Origin of the sequence: Mucilaginibacter sp. PAMC 26640 (assembly GCA_001596135.1) — a bacterium.
In the GTDB taxonomy this organism is placed as follows: Bacteria; Bacteroidota; Bacteroidia; order Sphingobacteriales; family Sphingobacteriaceae; genus Mucilaginibacter.
In genome coordinates this window covers 2,506,596-2,524,213 of the sequence record CP014773.1, presented here as the reverse complement: position 1 = coordinate 2,524,213, position 17,618 = coordinate 2,506,596, and the positions used below count along the sequence as shown (strand labels likewise).

At 44.5% G+C, this 17,618-nt stretch carries 13 protein-coding genes; 6 read left to right on the top strand and 7 right to left on the bottom strand.

Annotation, left to right across the window (positions count from 1 at the left end):
- Positions 1 to 469 precede the first annotated feature (469 nt).
- The 3 genes from guaA to A0256_10995 are packed head-to-tail and all read left to right on the top strand — an operon-like array spanning position 470 to position 4,375.
- Positions 470 to 1,999 (top strand): GMP synthetase, encoded by a 1,530-nt coding sequence (guaA, locus tag A0256_11005; protein ID AMR31914.1) that lies wholly within the window; start codon positions 470 to 472, stop codon positions 1,997 to 1,999.
- 49 nt (positions 2,000 to 2,048) lie between these two features.
- Entirely contained in the window at positions 2,049 to 3,206 is a 1,158-nt protein-coding gene (locus A0256_11000) for a hypothetical protein (protein ID AMR31913.1), read from the top strand.
- Entirely contained in the window at positions 3,203 to 4,375 is a 1,173-nt protein-coding gene (locus A0256_10995) for an RNA methyltransferase (protein ID AMR31912.1), read from the top strand. Before A0256_11000 ends, A0256_10995 begins: the two co-directional genes overlap by 4 nt.
- A gap of 45 nt (positions 4,376 to 4,420) precedes the next feature.
- Here A0256_10995 and A0256_10990 read toward each other — a convergent pair whose 3' ends face one another.
- The gene (locus tag A0256_10990; protein AMR31911.1) at positions 4,421 to 5,242 is read right to left on the bottom strand and encodes a phytanoyl-CoA dioxygenase; all 822 of its coding nucleotides are present in this window, start codon (positions 5,240 to 5,242) and stop codon (positions 4,421 to 4,423) included.
- A 355-nt stretch (positions 5,243 to 5,597) separates the two neighbouring features.
- Here A0256_10990 and A0256_10985 point away from each other — a divergent pair, with 355 nt between their 5' ends.
- Together A0256_10985 and A0256_10980 are read left to right on the top strand one after the other, a co-directional pair.
- Positions 5,598 to 6,461, top strand: a complete 864-nt coding sequence (locus A0256_10985; GenBank protein ID AMR31910.1) for a hypothetical protein — start codon at positions 5,598 to 5,600, stop codon at positions 6,459 to 6,461.
- 115 nt (positions 6,462 to 6,576) lie between these two features.
- Positions 6,577 to 8,973: a hypothetical protein gene (locus tag A0256_10980; protein ID AMR31909.1), complete on the top strand. Its 2,397-nt coding sequence runs from the start codon at positions 6,577 to 6,579 to the stop codon at positions 8,971 to 8,973.
- 86 nt (positions 8,974 to 9,059) lie between these two features.
- Here the strand turns inward: A0256_10980 and A0256_10975 are convergent, their stop codons facing one another.
- From A0256_10975 to A0256_10950, 6 genes are all read right to left on the bottom strand, one after another.
- Positions 9,060 to 9,629: a hypothetical protein gene (locus tag A0256_10975; GenBank protein ID AMR31908.1), complete on the bottom strand. Its 570-nt coding sequence runs from the start codon at positions 9,627 to 9,629 to the stop codon at positions 9,060 to 9,062.
- A 13-nt stretch (positions 9,630 to 9,642) separates the two neighbouring features.
- Positions 9,643 to 10,860 (bottom strand): hypothetical protein, encoded by a 1,218-nt coding sequence (locus A0256_10970; protein AMR31907.1) that lies wholly within the window; start codon positions 10,858 to 10,860, stop codon positions 9,643 to 9,645.
- A gap of 18 nt (positions 10,861 to 10,878) precedes the next feature.
- Positions 10,879 to 12,435, bottom strand: a complete 1,557-nt coding sequence (locus A0256_10965) for an amino acid permease (GenBank protein AMR31906.1) — start codon at positions 12,433 to 12,435, stop codon at positions 10,879 to 10,881.
- 484 nt (positions 12,436 to 12,919) lie between these two features.
- Positions 12,920 to 13,378, bottom strand: coding sequence for a hypothetical protein (locus A0256_10960; protein AMR31905.1), 459 nt, complete (start codon positions 13,376 to 13,378; stop codon positions 12,920 to 12,922).
- The gene (locus A0256_10955) at positions 13,375 to 13,656 is read right to left on the bottom strand and encodes a hypothetical protein (GenBank protein ID AMR31904.1); all 282 of its coding nucleotides are present in this window, start codon (positions 13,654 to 13,656) and stop codon (positions 13,375 to 13,377) included. Before A0256_10955 ends, A0256_10960 begins: the two co-directional genes overlap by 4 nt.
- Before the next feature lie 84 nt (positions 13,657 to 13,740).
- Positions 13,741 to 15,981 (bottom strand): sodium-translocating pyrophosphatase, encoded by a 2,241-nt coding sequence (locus tag A0256_10950; GenBank protein ID AMR31903.1) that lies wholly within the window; start codon positions 15,979 to 15,981, stop codon positions 13,741 to 13,743.
- A 156-nt stretch (positions 15,982 to 16,137) separates the two neighbouring features.
- On the opposite strand from A0256_10950, the gene A0256_10945 reads away from it, so the two are divergent.
- The gene (locus A0256_10945; GenBank protein ID AMR31902.1) at positions 16,138 to 17,568 is read left to right on the top strand and encodes an amino acid transporter; all 1,431 of its coding nucleotides are present in this window, start codon (positions 16,138 to 16,140) and stop codon (positions 17,566 to 17,568) included.
- Positions 17,569 to 17,618 lie beyond the last annotated feature (50 nt).

The window sequence follows — 17,618 nt, the reverse complement described above, 5'->3', positions numbered from 1 at the left end:
ATCTTCCGGCGATGCTTTAAATTTATAAAGACAATCAGCCAAGTACGATATTTTCGTTAAATTTATTTAACAACAAACTGTTATGGTAGTAGTATTAAAAGAGGGAGCAACTAAAGAAAAGATCGACAAGATGCTTTTCAAGAAAAATACAAAAATTGGATTTAACGCGAAGAAATTCAACGGACTAATACCATCCCTCGGCGAAAAAAATGAGAGATGAGTGGCAAAGAGATATTAGTTGATACCAATATAATTTTATATCTCTTGCAGCTACTTCGTTAGCATTTAATTTACCACTTATTACCTCAGATATGGGTTTTCAAAAATGTCAGGAATTAACCCTGGCATCTTATCAACGGCCCGCTAAACTTACAGACACTGAAAAAGATGCAGATTAGCGATAAATCATTTTCACACATCTTTTAACCTTTTACTTCTAAATTTTACAGGCAAAAACCTATCTTTGCCCATGCAAGAAAAAATCCTCATTCTTGACTTCGGTTCGCAATTTACCCAGCTTATCGCGCGCCGTGTCAGGGAACTCAATATTTACTGCGAGATCCACCCCTTCAACAAGTTTCCGGAAGTTGACAGCACCGTTAAAGGTATTATCCTTTCGGGCAGTCCGTATTCTGTTCGTCAGGAAGATGCGCCTCATTTCGAGTTCATCAGGCATCATAAAACGCTGCCTATTTTAGGCGTTTGCTACGGCGCACAATATGTTGCCCATTTCCATGGCGGGGAAGTATTAGCTTCCAGCACCCGTGAGTATGGCCGTGCCAACCTCGATTACGTTAAACAGGATAATATTCTGTTTAAAAATGTACCTGTAGGTTCGCAGGTTTGGATGTCGCATGCGGATACCATTGCCCGCATAGCCGATGATTTTGAGATCATTGCCAGTACAGATAGCGTTAAAGTTGCCGCCTACCAGATTACCGGTACGCAAACTTACGGCATCCAGTTTCACCCGGAGGTTACGCACAGTATCGATGGTAAACAATTGCTGCAAAACTTTTTGGTTGACATTTGCGGATGCAGCCAGGACTGGACCCCGGATTCATTCATCGAAACGACCATTGCCGAACTAAAAGCAAAACTGGGCAATGACAAAGTGGTGTTAGGTTTATCAGGTGGTGTGGATTCGTCTGTAGCTGCGGTATTACTGCACCAGGCCATCGGTGCCAACCTGCACTGTATATTTGTAGATAATGGTCTTTTACGCAAGGACGAGTACCAGTCGGTACTGGATTCGTACCAGCACATGGGCCTCAACATAAAAGGCATTGATGCCAAGCAGCGATTTTACGATGCACTTGCAGGCTTATCAGATCCGGAGAAAAAACGCAAGGCCATTGGCCGCGTATTTATTGAAGTATTTGATGATGCCGCACACGAGATCCAGGGCGTAAGCTGGCTGGGCCAGGGTACCATCTATCCGGACGTGATCGAATCAGTTTCCGTTAAAGGCCCGTCAGCCACCATCAAGTCTCACCACAACGTTGGTGGCTTGCCAGACTTTATGAAGCTAAAGGTTGTTGAGCCTTTAAATACCTTATTTAAAGATGAGGTGCGCCGCGTTGGTACCGCTTTAGGCATGGATCCAAATATTTTGGGTCGCCACCCTTTCCCGGGTCCGGGCTTAGCCATCAGGATCTTAGGTGACATTACGCCGGAGAAAGTTGATATATTACAACAGGCTGATGCAATTTATATCAACAATTTACGGTCTGCCGGTGTTTACGATAAAGTTTGGCAGGCGGGTGCCATTTACTTACCGGTACAATCGGTAGGTGTAATGGGCGATGAGCGTACTTACGAGAATGTAATATGCCTCCGCGCTGTAGAATCATTAGACGGGATGACGGCCGATTGGTGCCATTTACCGTACGATCTGCTGGCCAAGATCTCCAACGAGATCATCAACAACGTAAAAGGAATTAACCGGGTAGTATATGACATCAGCTCGAAACCACCGGCCACCATTGAGTGGGAATAAGTGGTTATTCGTATGTATAGCATTAATAGCGGGCGCTTGCTCGCCTAAAGTGCGAACCGTACCCGTTGCGGTAACTCCAAAAGTGGAAAAGCCGGCTGCGAAGCCTGATAGGCCAATTGATAAACCAAAGCCTGCCGAAGCAAAAACATCGGTTGTATCGCTTATTTTGCCGCTAAGCCTGAACGAGGTTTCGGCAGGTAAGCGATACAGTTCGGCTAACTTAAAAAAGGCCAACATGTCGGTAGAGTACTACCAGGGCTTTAAGCTAGCACTGGATTCGCTTGCTATCCTGGGGGCCAATTTCCGGGTGCAGGTGTATGACAATAAAGATGATGCCGCACTGCACGGTATGGCATCCAATCCGCAGATCAAAAACAGCGATTTGATTGTAGGCCCTGTTTTTCCGGAAGATATCAAGCCATTTTTAGCGATGTTTCCATATTCGCGTAAACCTATTGTATCGCCGCTTTCGCCTGCCACCCCCGCCCTGTTCAATAACCAAAACCTGGTGACCATAACACCGCCATTGGAGTACCATGCCAGGGGCGCCGCCGCATATATTGCCACACGGGTAAAGCCCAGGAAGTTATTTATACTTAACTCGGGCTTTAGCGATGAAAAGCTGTATACCGTACCATTTAAACGAATGATAGATAGCCTGGGAAAGCGTAAAATACAAGTGATTCCCTTTACGGTTGTTCGTGGCAATCTTACCCCGCTTGTCGCTAAACTTTCAACATCCGACCAGAATATTTTTTTAGTGCCCTCTACCAAGCAGGCTTTTTTAATGGTTACGCTAAAATCGCTGGATACATTAGCAAAGAAATATCCGGTTACGTTGTTTGGCCACCCAAGCTGGGAAAAATACGCTTTTTTAAAAGCAGGTATTTTACAGCGCTTAAAAACACATATTACCAGTTCTGATAAGGTTGATTATAAATCAGCAGAGGCCAACACCTTCATCCGCCTTTACCGCCGCACCTACCATACCGACCCTACCGACTTTGCCATTAAAGGTTTTGACGAAGGTTTTTATTTTGGGCAGATGCTGGCAAGGGAAGATGACAGTTACCGCCGCCCGGAGCAAAATGATTATACCGGGATCCATAACAGCTTTCATTTTGAAAAGAAGCCAGGGCAGGGATGGATCAATACCCATGTGGATATCCTGAAATACGAGAACTTTGAACTTAAACAAGTACAATGAAAGCCATTAACCAGCTCAAAACGTTTCAGCGCATTTTGGGCGATTACCCGGCCGATACACCTCTAGGCAAATTTCTTCCCGGCTTTTATCGTCAAAACAAACAAATGGGATCTACTGACAGGCGCGTTGCCGGCCGGTTGATCTATAATTATTTTCGCTTAGGTAAGGCTATCCCGAATGTAAAGCAGGAGGAGCGGCTCATGGTGGCCGAATTCCTATGTAATACGCAAACCAATTCTTTTTTACAGTATTTTAAGCCGGAATGGGCCGCCTGTGTGGGTATTGGTGTTGATGAAAAGATCAGCCTCATCAAAAATTCATATCCCGATTTCAAACTGGAGGATGTTTTCCCCTGGGCCGATCAGCTCTCTGCAGGGGTAGATAAAGATGCCTTTCTTAAATCATTTTTTGTACAACCCGATCTATTTATCCGGATAAACAAAGGTTTTGAGCACTTGGTAAAAGCTGATCTGAATAAGGCCGGTATTATTTTCAAAGACGAAGGCAACAACTGCCTGTGCATGCCAAACGGCACCCGGTTGGAGGCGATTGTATCCAAACCCAACTGGTACGAGATCCAGGATCTTTCATCGCAGCAAACAGCTAATTATTTTAGACCCCAAAAATGGGATAGCTGGTGGGATGCCTGTGCTGCATCAGGTGGAAAATCATTACTATTGCACAGTTTGCAGCCCGATATTAAACTGGTCGTATCCGATATCCGGGAAAGCATCCTCTCTAATCTTGATGAGCGTTTTCAGCAGGCCGGGTTGATGAAATACCAGAAAAAGGTAATGGATTTAACTGAGAACAACGAACAGCTATTATACAATTACGCATTCGACGGTATTATTCTGGATGCTCCTTGCAGCGGTAGCGGAACCTGGGGGCGCACACCGGAGATGATCAGTCAGTTTGACTTTCACCGTGCCGATTTCTTTAAAAGGTTACAGCAGAGCATTATTACCAACGTGGTTAAGCATCTTAAACCCGGCAAATCAATTATATACATCACCTGTTCGGCTTTCAAAGCAGAAAATGAAGATGCAGTTGAGTTTATGGTAAAGCAGCTAGGGCTGGTGTTAGCGGAAATGCAAATACTTAAGGGTTACGAACGCAAGGCAGACACCATGTTTGTAGCAAGGCTGAGCCGAATTGTTGCCCCCTAAGTCACCTGAATTTAATTGTAAATATTTAGCGGAGTAAATTTTTGTTTACAGCACCTTGGGGTTAAGCTCCGAATCAATTAGCGAACCAACCGGCTTGTCCATTAGCCATTTTTTCAGATCGTTTTCTTGCCAGTTGTTTTTAGGGTCAGCAACGCTTGCTCCATCTGCCACATAAATAATGGTCATCACTTCGCGCATCTTATCAGAATAGTTGCCCGGTGCCTTGTGTATGGTGAATCCCCTGTGAAAGGTAGCATCCCCCGCTTTCATGGTATCCGGCATTACAATACGGTAGGATTTTTCGGATACATAGTTATCAAAAAGGGTTTCAGATTCATCTGATATTTCAAAATCAAAAACAGCGCCCCTGGTATGCGATCCAGATGCAAAAGTGAGCATACCCATCTGAACATCTATATCTACCAATGGCATCCACATGGTAACGGTATTGTGTGTATCTATAGGCCAATAATATTGATCCTGGTGCCAAGGTGTCGGGCCACCGCCGGCCTCTTTAAACAAAGCCTGATCGTGGTAAATCCTTACATTAGCTACCCCGAGCAAATCGGCCGCTATTTTAGCGAAACGCCTAGCCATAACAAATTGCTTAACCGCTGGGTCCTCCCGCCATAAATTCATCACTTGCAAAAAAGCTTTACCATAAGTATCGCGGTCTTTCAATAGGCGCGTTTCGGTATTATATTTCTGCACGGCATTAGCAATTAAGGGGCAATAGACCGAAATTTCCTCCGGAGTCATAATGCCTCGTACCAGTACATGCCCGTTCTCAATAAATTCCGTTACCAGTTCTGTCTCTAAGTTTTTGAAGGAATCTAAAGGCGGAAGTTCAATCGTAGTTGTTTTCATTTGGCTATTTGATAAACTGATTATTAATAATATTGATATTATAGCTCCCCCAGGTAACCATCTTCAAATCCAAAGGAAAATGGCAAAATTGCCATTTAGACGCCCATTTGCCCGTTCAAAATAGCTTAATCAATTCGCGATACAAAGGCGCTAAGAGGATATACTGTTGCAGATTTAAATGAATCTTTACTAAATTTTCCAGATGATCTACCGACAGCTATTCTGTCAAGCTATTAATTGCTTAGCTATGTAAATCAACAGATAATTCTATTTGTAATGTAGGTAAATACTGGCTTAAACATGGTGTATATTATCTGCAAATGATATATTTACACCAAATTACAATAACATATGCATGGAAAAAGCATATTATGAAGCCCTTGTACATGGCCAAAGCCAGTCTTTCCTGTTAAGAAAATTTGATAGGCTAGCCTATTATGCGCCATACCATTATCATCCCGAGCTGGAGCTGACCTCCATTGTACATGGAACGGGGAAAAGATATATAGGAAACCATATGGGTTATTTTGCCGATGGTGACCTCGTGCTGCTTGGCTCCAACCTACCGCATTGCTGGAAGCTAAACGAGCAGCCGAACCAGCAAACGGCGCCGGGAGCCATCGTATTGCAGTTTGACAAACACTTTTTAGGCGAATCCTTTTTCAGCAAATTGGAAATGCACCTGATCCAAAAGCTATTAACCAGGAGCGATAGCGGAATTTGGTTTAAAGGATCAACTGCACTTACCGTAAACCTGGCGCTGGAAAAGATGAACGACAAAGAAGACAGCTTTGAAAAGCTGATTGATTTTTTGCAGATCTTGCAACAATTGGCTACAAGCGACGAGTATGAACTTTTGGACAGCCAGCGAACTACCGCATTTATTTCGCCGGCAGAACAGGAACGTTTCTATAAGGTATGGGCTTACATTGTCGAGAACTTTAAGGGCAATATTTCCCTGCAGCAAGCGGCCGCTATCGCCAATATGACCACTAATGCATTTTGCAAATATTTTAAAAAGGTTACCCGTAAAACCTTTATAGAAACCGTGTTGGATTTCAGGCTGAACTATGCCATTCAGCAACTCATACAAACTGATAAGCCCATAGCCCGGGTAGCCTTCGAGAGCGGTTATGGTGATGTATCGCAGTTCCACAAAAACTTCAAACTGAAGATGAATATGAGCCCGCTCAATTATCGCAGACAATTTTTAAAGTAGGCAATTGGATGGTAGCGGGCATTTATACCCCCGACAGGCTACATTAGTTAAATTATGTTAATCTTTTCATTTATTGCCACTTAGCTGCCTACATTAGGTCATCAAACCTATCGGTATGCTATACAACTACTTTATAATCGCCTGGCGCAACCTAATCAAGCATAAGCTTTTCTCGTTAATTAACATATTCGGCCTTTCGGTTGGAATTGCGTTTGCGATGCTTATAGGCATTTATATCTGGCAGGAAACCCAGGTAAATCATTTTCTTAAAAATGTGGATCGGCAATATATTCTCCAGAGTAAATGGAAAGACCCAAACATGGGCTATGAAATTGGCACCTGCGCACCGCTTCCTGCTGCATTAAAGCGGGAGTATCCGGCTCTTGTAGCCAATTATTACCGTTGGGATGGGGTAACTTCTAACGTATCTAAAGGAGATAAGCACTTTCGCGAACACATCCAGATTGGTGATAGTACGTTTTTAAGTATGTATGGCTTTAAACTGCTGCATGGTAATCCTGATAATGCATTGAACGAACCGTTTTCGGTAGTTATTACCAGTGATAAGGCTTTTAAATACTTTGGGCGGACGGATATCATTGGTGAAACAATAATTATTGAAAGCTTTACTGGTGAGAAGCATGATTTTATAGTTACCGGTGTGTTGGATAAAATTCTTAAGAACTCCGTAACCAATTTGAGCGATGATAACAACAATGATCTCTTTCTGCCTTTAGCGTCCGCCAAATACATGGGCCGCAACCTGGATACCTGGGCGAATACCATTGTGGTGGGATTGGTAGAATTAAAAGACAATGGCAGTAAGAAACAAGTTGAGGCAGCGATGCTTAAATTGATCAAAACCCATGCAGCACCGCAAGTGGCGGCAAACTTAACACCTTACATTATACCGCTAAAGGACTATTATTTGGATATGGGCGTGAGTAAAATGCTTTTCACCCTTGCTATGGTAGCTGGTTTTATCCTTTTGATGGCAATGATCAATTTTGTAAACATTTGCATCAGCCGCTCCTCTCAACGGATGAAGGAAATGGGGATCCGCAAGGTTCTGGGAAGTGTGCGGTCGGCGCTTGTAAATCAATTTTTGATTGAATCTGTAACTTTGGCAGCGCTAGCCACTATATTCGCATTGGTACTTTATCTGGTTTTCCGGCCCTATTTTTCCGATCTTTTAAATACCCAAATCATCAGCCTGTTTTCTCTGCCGTTATACTTTTACGTACTTCCACCGCTAATTGCCATTATTATCGGAATTGTTGCAGGGCTATACCCGGCAGTGGTGTTATCTTCTTTAAAATCAGTGGATTCTTTAAAAGGCAAATTAGGCACCTCCCGCGAAAAAGTGATCTTTCGTAAAAGCCTCATTGCCTTTCAGTTTGCCACAGCATCTGTTGTGCTGATCTCTGCTATCGTCATTTCTGGGCAAATCAATCTCTTTTTCAGCAAAAGCCTTGGGTACGATAAAGAGCATGTGTTATACGCTCAACTACCGCGCGACTGGTCAAAAAAAGGCGTAGAAAAAATGGAAGGTATTCGCCGGCGTATCGCGCAGATCCCAGAGGTAAAGTCTATCTCGCTTTCATGGGCTATCCCGGATGGAAACTACAGCGGGCAGCTACAGGCTTACAAAATGAGCGACGATAGTTTACATGTATTCACCTCCCAAATGGTGAACGTGGACCGCAATTATGCCGAAACATACAACCTGCATTTACAAGCCGGAGAATTTTTTAAACCGGTGTACAACCCAGGCGATTCAGCTAAAGTGGTCATCAACGAAAAACATCTTCATGCCCTTGGATTTTCCCATCCCGCGGAGGCTATTGGCCAGCAATTTAAGGCGCAAGGCATGCCTGTGCTCACTATCAGCGGCGTTGTTCAGGATTTTCGATTCGGTACGATGCAACAGGAAATACAGCCCATGACTTTTGTAAACGTGAATTATTTGCCCTTATATCGCTTCTTTTCGGTAAAACTCAAACCCGGCAATCTTGAAACGAGTATTGCTGCTTTGCAAAAGAAATGGTCGCTGGAGATGCCGGATGCGCCTTTTGAATACGGCTTTATGGATGAAGCACTCGCCAAGCTGTATCAAGCAGAAATTCAACTCAAAAAAGCCGCTTACCTGGCAACCGGGCTGGCAACAATTATTGTGCTGCTTGGGGTACTGGGGCTCATCTCGCTCAGTATTCAAAAACGGACCAAGGAGATAGGTATCCGCAAAGTATTGGGTTCGTCGGTAAACCATGTGATCGCCCTGTTTTTAAAAGATTTTTTAGGGACGGTGTTGATAGCAGGATTGATAGCCTGCCCGCTGGCCTGGTTCCTGATGCAATACTGGCTAAACGACTATGCTTACAAAATTGTCCTAACACCCGTACCCTTTTTGATAGCTGTAGTGGCACTAACAACTCTAACTGCAGTGCTCATTAGCATCCAAACGGTGAAAGCCGCACTGGCTAACCCGGTAAAGAGTTTGAGAAGCGAATAAATAGGAGGAAGAAGCAAGAGTACAAGAACCAGGAATTAGGATGACAAAGATTTTCCTGACTCTTGATTTCCTGACTCTTGAATCTTCTATAGCCCCGAATTGCTCCTGAACAGCTTAATAGCAATAGCCAGCAGTATTACGCCGAAGGCCTTCCTTAGGATATGAAGACCGGTTTTGCCTAGCATTTTTTCCAGCCGTTGCACGTTTTTGAGCACCATATAAACAAAAATGGTGTTCAGGATAATGCCGACGATAATGTTTTGGGTTTGATATTGCGACTTGAGGGATAGTAAGGTGGTCATGGTGCCAGCGCCTGCAATTAACGGGAACGCCAGCGGAACGATAGACACCGCATCAGGTGCTTCTTCTTTAAAAAAATCTACACCTAATACCATCTCCAACGCAATGATGAAGATCACGATAGAACCGGCAATAGCGAAAGAGGAGATATCGAGCCCGATTACAGAGAGCAGTTCTTCACCCACAAAAAGAAATGAGATCATGAGCACTAAAACAGCAATGCTGGCCTTTTCAGATTCAATATGCCCTGCCTTCTGTCGCAACTGAATAATTACGGGGATAGCACCAAGAATATCAATGATAGCAAAGAGGATCATCGTAACCGACAGGATCTCTTTAAAAATGAAGTGTGGCATAAGGCATCCAGTTTTATTCCCTCGACTTTAAGCGAATACTAAACAAAAATGCAATTAAAATATAGAAAGATGCTAAAAAGAATATACTATGTACCGATATTACTGTAATGAGCCCTGCCGTGATGGGCCCAAGCGTTTGCCCTATCGATGCATAGCTCTGATTTACCCCCAGTACCTCCCCCATCTCGTCTTCATCATTATGATCAGCTATAATGGCGTTGAGCATGGGGTTGCGCAGCCCGTTGAACAGGCCATAAATACCAATACTTATAGCGAACAGCACCATTCCAGTAGCGAACCCCGATAGGATCATCATCCCCAAACAAATAATCGTGGAGAACAGTAAGATCATTGCCTGTGATGAAACCGCCTTTTTAATAACCGGTACTGCCAATTGCATCAGTATCCCGGTTACACCAAAACCAGCATAGAAGAGGCCAATCTGATCTGGCTTCAAATTAAGCGTGTCAACCGTAAAGGTTTGAAAACCGATGATCATTGCAAACTGTGCCATTGTTAGCAAAAAGCCTACGAATATGGCGGTGCCGATAACCGGTTTCTTTAGAACGGTGATCAAAGCCCTATAACTAAAACCGCCTCCGGCTTCTTTCTTTTTACTTTTTTCTGTATTGGTCTCTTTTAACAAAAACACTGTAAGCAATACCCCAATCAGTGCAATGCCTGCCGCGAAAAAGAAAGGCACCTTTTCTCCGAATTTGCTCAGCAAACCGCCAACAGCCGGGCCAATCACGAAACCGAAACCAAATGCCGATCCCAGGATCCCGAAGTTCTTTGCCCTTTCCTCGGGCGAAGAAATATCAGACACCATGGCTTGCGCCACAGAAATATTCCCGCCGGTAATACCATCTAAAATCCGTGCGGCAAAAAGAAGTAAAATGCTATTTGCGAAGCCAAATAATACAAAGGAAGCGCAGGTACCAACCAGGCTGATCGCCAGTATCGGCTTGCGGCCAAACTTATCAGACAGTGAGCCTAATACCGGCGTGGCAAAAAACTGCGCGATGGAAAACGCGGCGGTAAGCAATCCGATGGTTTGCTCGGTCACACCAAATTTTTTGCCATAAGTATATAACAGCGGCACAATAATGCCAAAGCCCATGGAGTTGATCACCGATATAAACACGAGCACCCACAGGGTTTTGTTGATTTTCATCTCCCTAGAAAAGCAATAAAACCAAAAAAGGTTCTGCGTTAGCAGAACCTTTTTCATATCTCTCAAAAATATTACTTATTCAACATATTTAGGGTTGATAGGTCCGTCGGCTGGCTCAACAACGCCACGGCGTACGTGCGAACGTTTGATGCTATAAGTAAAGTAAATAACGAAACCGATCAATAACCAAACGATTAAACGTGCCCAGTTCTCCCAGCCTTCGCTGGCAATCATACATAAGCAAATCACTGCACCCAATGGACAAACTACCATATACCATGGCGTTTTGAACGGACGAACCAAATCTGGGTCGGTGCGGCGCAGGATGAAAATGCCTAAACAAACCAGTACGAATGCAAATAAGGTACCTATACTAACCATATCGCCTACATATTTATCCGGAATGAAACCGGCAAATAACGACACGAATACAAAGAATAACCATTGTGATTTATATGGCGTGCGGTGTTTTGGATGCAGTTTAGAAAATACTGGCGGAATTAAACCATCTGTACTCATGGTGTAGAACACACGGGTTTGGCCCATCAGCATCACCAGGATCACCGAGGAGAAACCTGCAAGGATAGATACAGTAACAAATGAAGCCAACCAACCGTAACCCGGCATAGCGGTTTTGATAGCGTAGCTTACCGATGCTTCTTTACCCTGGATAAGGAAATCCTTATAAGAAACCAAACCGGTTAATACGTGAGAGAAAAGAATGTATAATGCGGTACAGATCACCAAGGAGATCAGGATGCCTTTTGGCATATCCCTTTGCGGGTTTTTTGCTTCCTGTGCAGCTGTAGATACGGCATCAAAACCAATAAAGGCAAAGAAAACCACACTTGCTCCGCGCAAAACGCCCAGCCAGCCGTGGTTAAATGTATCACCGTAATTTACCGTACCGGCACTCACTTTGATACTTCCTGCGTTTTCAGGGATCATGTAAGGTGTGTGCAAAGCAGGGTTAATAAAGTGCCAGCCGAAACCGATGATCATCAATACAATGGCAACTTTAATTACTACTATTACATTATTTACCACCGCAGACTCTGCAGTACCACGGATAAGCAACATGGTAAGCATCAGCAAAATAAAGATGGCCGGCAGGTTTACCATGCCATGCTGACCGAGTTCGGCGGCGTACATCCCTGTTGTGGTATTGGAGATCTCCAGCGGAGAGTGCGACCACATAAAGGGTATATGCACGTTGAAAAACGTGTGCAAAAATTCATTAAAATATTGGGACCATCCTATGGATACGGTAGCTGCACCCAAAGCATATTCTAAAACCAAATCCCATCCAATGATCCAGGCGATAAACTCACCCATGGTTGCATAAGAATAGGTATAGGCAGAGCCTGCAATAGGGATCATACTGGCAAACTCGGCGTAGCACAAACCTGCCAGCGCGCAACCTGCAGCTGCAATTAAAAAGGATATGGTTACTGCCGGGCCGGCATGCTCACCGGCGGCGGCGGCTGTACGCACAAAGATACCTGCACCAATAATGGCCCCGATACCCAGCGCAATAAGCGACCCAACGCCAAGCGTTCGTTTTAGTGTTTTTTCAGATTCCGCCGATGCCGCCATCAGCTGCGCAATCGGTTTCTTGATAAATAACTTCATTTTTAATTTTTGTAAGATCAGTATTCGTTAAATCAGTACTCCAAACGTACTTAAATTTATTGAAAACATAAAGGGCAGAATGTAACTACAGAATGTTTGTTACAAACAGAATTAAAAGTTGATAAATTTGAAATAGTTGCGAAGCGAATCAGGAATTTAAAGGAGGAAAATGAGAGGCAGACAGTGAGATTCAAAATAAAACACTAAATCCCCTCTCTTTCTTGTTTCTTGCCTCTAAAAATCTTGATTCTGATCCAGTCGATGCCTGCGGCCCGGGCTTATCGCGGGTAGAGGGTAAATTGTAGTCTTGAGGTTATTTATAAACGTCTTTACGGTGTCCAATGGTGATTGCATTGATGATCAGGCGGTCATCAATAATGTCGTAGATAGATAGAAATCGTAAACTCAACCAGCAAAAATCAGCTTGATAAACCGCTCATTTCCTTTTGAATTTCGCGCCAGTCCTCTGCAGTAGTTGTGCAAATCAATCTCCCATGTCTTTGGTCGATTCAAGCTTCCATTCGCCGTTTTTATAACCGAAATAATAGTTTAAAAAGAATCCCGTATCTTCTATTTGATATGATATGACATAGTGAGAATTATCAAGCTTTACCGTCGTAAACTTATCTTGTCCTTTACTTACAAAGTTGAAATGAGCCCATTTGTTAGCGGACAAGTATTTTACAGTGTCCTCCTCTTCATTAGGTAACTCCATTTTCAGAGGGAACTTGACATGAGCCTTTTGAAAAACAGAATCACTATTAAATCTTTTCAAAAAGGCCTCAAAGCTAACCTCATGATTATTGTTCCGATGCTTGGCTTTCACAGCAACTTTAACAGGAGCAGAATCAATTGAAGTGGTCGCGATATTTGGATTGCTTGAACAACTGATCGAAATAGCAATCACGAACATTAATGGACATCTTAAAACATTCATCTTCATGGCATCGCCTTAAATAAAAACCATGGTGTAAGCACCACATTCATCAAAATCATCAATACACCTAAATACCTATCAAACCGGCCGCCGGTTTTAAGTAGTACAATACCGATAACAATCCCGCCTATCAACAGCATTGCGGCATCGAAGTAAAGCGTTAGATCAAAATCCCGTGGGTAAAAATCTATTTTAAACACGCTGAGAACATCCGGTAAATAGAGATAGATATCGTAAAGGCACAGCACATAAAGTATAAATGTCCAATTCGGCTTTCGGTTCATCAGCCTAAATTAATCATTTGAAAGCAGTACCCACAAAAAATCCCTAACTTTCGCCAGGGCTTAAAAGATCTGTTAAAGAAAAATTCAGATTTTCTTCTCCGCATGCAGCACATGCACATTCATGGATTGTACCTTCTCCTGCTTCTGCATCATCTTATTCGTATTATCCGCACTGTTCAAATGTGGCGCTATCACCAGCGAAACGATCGACATCAACTTGATCAAAATATTCATCGACGGCCCCGAGGTATCCTTGAACGGATCGCCCACGGTATCGCCCGTTACCGATGCTTTGTGGGGTTCGGATTTTTTGTAATAGATCTCGCCGTTGATCTCCACCCCTTTCTCGAACGATTTTTTGGCGTTATCCCACGCGCCACCAGCATTGCTCTGGAAAATACCCATCAGTACGCCCGATACGGTAACACCGGCCAATAAACCGCCTAGTACTTCTGGACCGAAAATAAACCCGATAATGATCGGGGTGATCAAAGCGATCATGCCCGGGGCAACCATTTCGCGGATAGATGCTTTGGTGGAGATCGCCACGCATTTTTCGTACTCGGGCTGTGCCTTGTACTCCATAATGCCCGGAATCTCGCGGAATTGCCGCCTTACCTCCTCTACCATTGCCATGGCCGCACGGCCAACGGCCGAGATACACAGCGCTGAGAAAATGAAGGGGATCATCCCGCCCACAAACAAGCCCGCCAAAACGTTGGCCTTATAAATATCAATATGCTCGATGCCGGCAACACCCACAAACGCCGCGAAAAGCGCGAGTGAGGTTAAAGCGGCAGAAGCAATGGCAAAACCCTTACCTGTTGCTGCCGTGGTATTACCTACTGCGTCCAGGTTATCAGTACGGCCGCGTACTTCTTCGGGCAGGCGGCTCATTTCGGCAATACCACCCGCATTATCCGCGATGGGCCCGAAAGCGTCGATAGCCAGCTGCATAGCCGTAGTCGCCATCATACCAGCGGCGGCGATAGCCACCCCGTACAAACCGGCGAAGAAGTAAGACCCATAAATGCCGGCTGCCAGCACCAGGATTGGCAGCACGGTAGATTCCATCCCCACGGCCAGACCGCCAATAATATTGGTAGCATGCCCAGTAGCCGACTGCCTGATGATGCTCATCACAGGTCGCTTACCCATGGCGGTATAGTATTCGGTAATAATCGACATCAAGGTACCTACCACCAATCCCACCATGATAGAACCAAAAACGCCATTCTTGGTAAAGATCAACGAACCCGCCTTGATGGCGTGGTTAGCGTCCTCATCGCGCACCATGTGGAACTGTGTATCGGGTAGCATCCACTGTACTAAAAAGTAAGTTGCTATGGCGGTTAAAATGATAGAAGCCCAGTTGCCTATATTCAACGCTTTTTGAACGCTGTCCGTTTCATTCTTTATTTTCACCAATGAAGCGCCAACAATAGAAAAGATCAACCCCAAGCCGGCAATCACCATCGGCAACAATACCGGCGCTATACCACCAAATTTATCAGGCGAAACAATCTCCCTTCCCAGAACCATGGTCGCCAGCATCGTGGCCACATATGAACCAAATAAATCGGCACCCATACCGGCAACATCACCTACGTTATCCCCTACGTTATCGGCAATGGTAGCGGGGTTGCGTACGTCATCCTCCGGAATTCCGGCTTCAACTTTACCCACCAGGTCGGCTCCTACATCGGCAGCTTTCGTATAGATACCGCCGCCTACACGGGCAAACAGCGCGATAGATTCCGCACCCAGCGAGAACCCGGCCAGTACATCCAGTGCTTTCGCCATCGCTTCTCCGTTAACGCTTGCACCCGGTACGCTGGTCACATACATCGTGTAGAACACGATAAACAGGGAACCCAGGCCGATGATAGCCAAACCAGCCACACCAAGGCCCATAACCGTACCACCCGTAAACGATACTTTTAGCGCCTGCGCTAAACTGGTTTTGGCAGCTTGTGTGGTACGCACATTGGCTTTTGTGGCAATACGCATACCCAGGTAACCCGCAAAAGCTGATAAAAAAGCGCCAATCAGGAATGATATGGCAATAATTGGACTGGACGTTGCTACAGTAGTACCACTCCAGGCTAACAGTATCCCGGCCACCACTACAAAGTAGCTCAGAATTTTCCACTCAGCGCGTAAGAAAGCCATTGCCCCATCAGCAATGTATCCCGCCAGCTGGTTCATCGATGCATCTCCGGTTTCCTGTTTAGTTACCCAGGCAGATTTTACCGCCATTACGAGAATACCAATGAGGCCGAATACCGGGATCAGATAAATTAAGTAATTGTTCAAAAGATCCATAGTCAATAGTTAAGGTTATAAAATACTGGTTATTAAAAGTTCACGCAGGGCGTGTTTATAAATGGTTGGTGCAAATTAGTAATTTTAATTTCTTTACAATAGCATGTCAAAATTTAAAGTTTTTGAATAGATTAGGGACTTAAACAAAAACGATTGATGGCAGCTGATACTTCCCAACCTAAATTGAAACACGAATTGAGTTTGCTTGACGGCACCATGCTGGTAGCAGGCTCGATGATTGGATCGGGTATTTTTATTGTGAGCGCGGATATTACCCGCAACGTTGGTTCGGCAGGCTGGCTGATAGCCGTTTGGGTGATCACCGGATTTATGACCCTTACCGCAGCCCTCAGTTATGGTGAATTAAGCGCCATGTTCCCCAAAGCCGGCGGCCAGTATGTGTATCTGAAAGAATCATATAACAAACTTATCGCGTTCTTATACGGCTGGAGTTTCTTCGCGGTGATACAAACCGGCACCATAGCGGCAGTTGGGGTAGCGTTTTCTAAATTTACCGCCTACCTGATCCCGGCGGTCAGCGAAGACAATATTTTATTTCAGGCTGGTTTTTTAAAGATCAGTGCCGCACAATTAGTTTCAATCGTACTTATTTTTGCCCTTACGTTTGTGAATACCAAAGGGGTTAAGGGGGGTAAGCTTATCCAAACCACCTTTACCCTAACAAAACTTATCAGCCTTTTTGGCCTGATTGGTTTTGGCTTTTTGGCTTTCAAAAGCGATATCTGGAACGCCAACTGGGCAAACGCCTGGGACCTGCATAATTTAAATAAGGACGGTAGTACCACCAGTCTGACTACGGCTACCGCCCTTGGCGCGATAGCGGCCGCAATGGTTGGCACCATATTTAGCAGCGATGCCTGGAACAGTGTAACATTTGTAGCAGGCGAAATGAAAAACCCTAAACGCGATGTGGCGCTGAGTATGATGCTGGGTACCATCATCGTAACGATCATCTACGTGTTGGCAAATGTGGTGTATACAGGCGTATTATCACTCAATGATATCGCAACTGCTGATAAAGACAGGGTGGCCGTAGCAGCTTCACACGTAATTTTTGGCAATGTGGGTACCTACGTTATCGCGGTAATGATCATGATCTCTACGTTTGGTTGCAATAATGGGTTGATACTCGCAGGTGCCAGGGTGTATTATACCATGGCTAAAGATGGGGTTTTCTTTAAGCGCACGGGCATTTTAAATGAGGCTGGCGTACCCGAATTTGGGTTGTGGATCCAGGCAGGCGTAGCATCTGTATTGTGCTTAAGCGGCCGTTACGGCGACTTGCTGGATATGATCTCCTTTGTAGTTGTATTGTTCTACATGCTTACCATTTTGGGTATTTTTATCCTTCGTGCCAAACGGCCCGAAGCAGAAAGGCCCTACAAAGCGTTTGGTTACCCGGTTTTGCCCGCCTTGTATATTATTATGGGGGCAGCATTTTGTGTTCTACTCATCATTTACAAACCAAACTTTACCTGGCCAGGCCTTGGCATCGTGCTGATCGGAATTCCGATTTATTATATTTCGCAAAGAAATGTAAAACCTGAGCGGGATGCGGTAGTGTAGAAATTTAAGATGTTTGCAGAAGATTTGTCATTCATGATAAAGGAAGGATC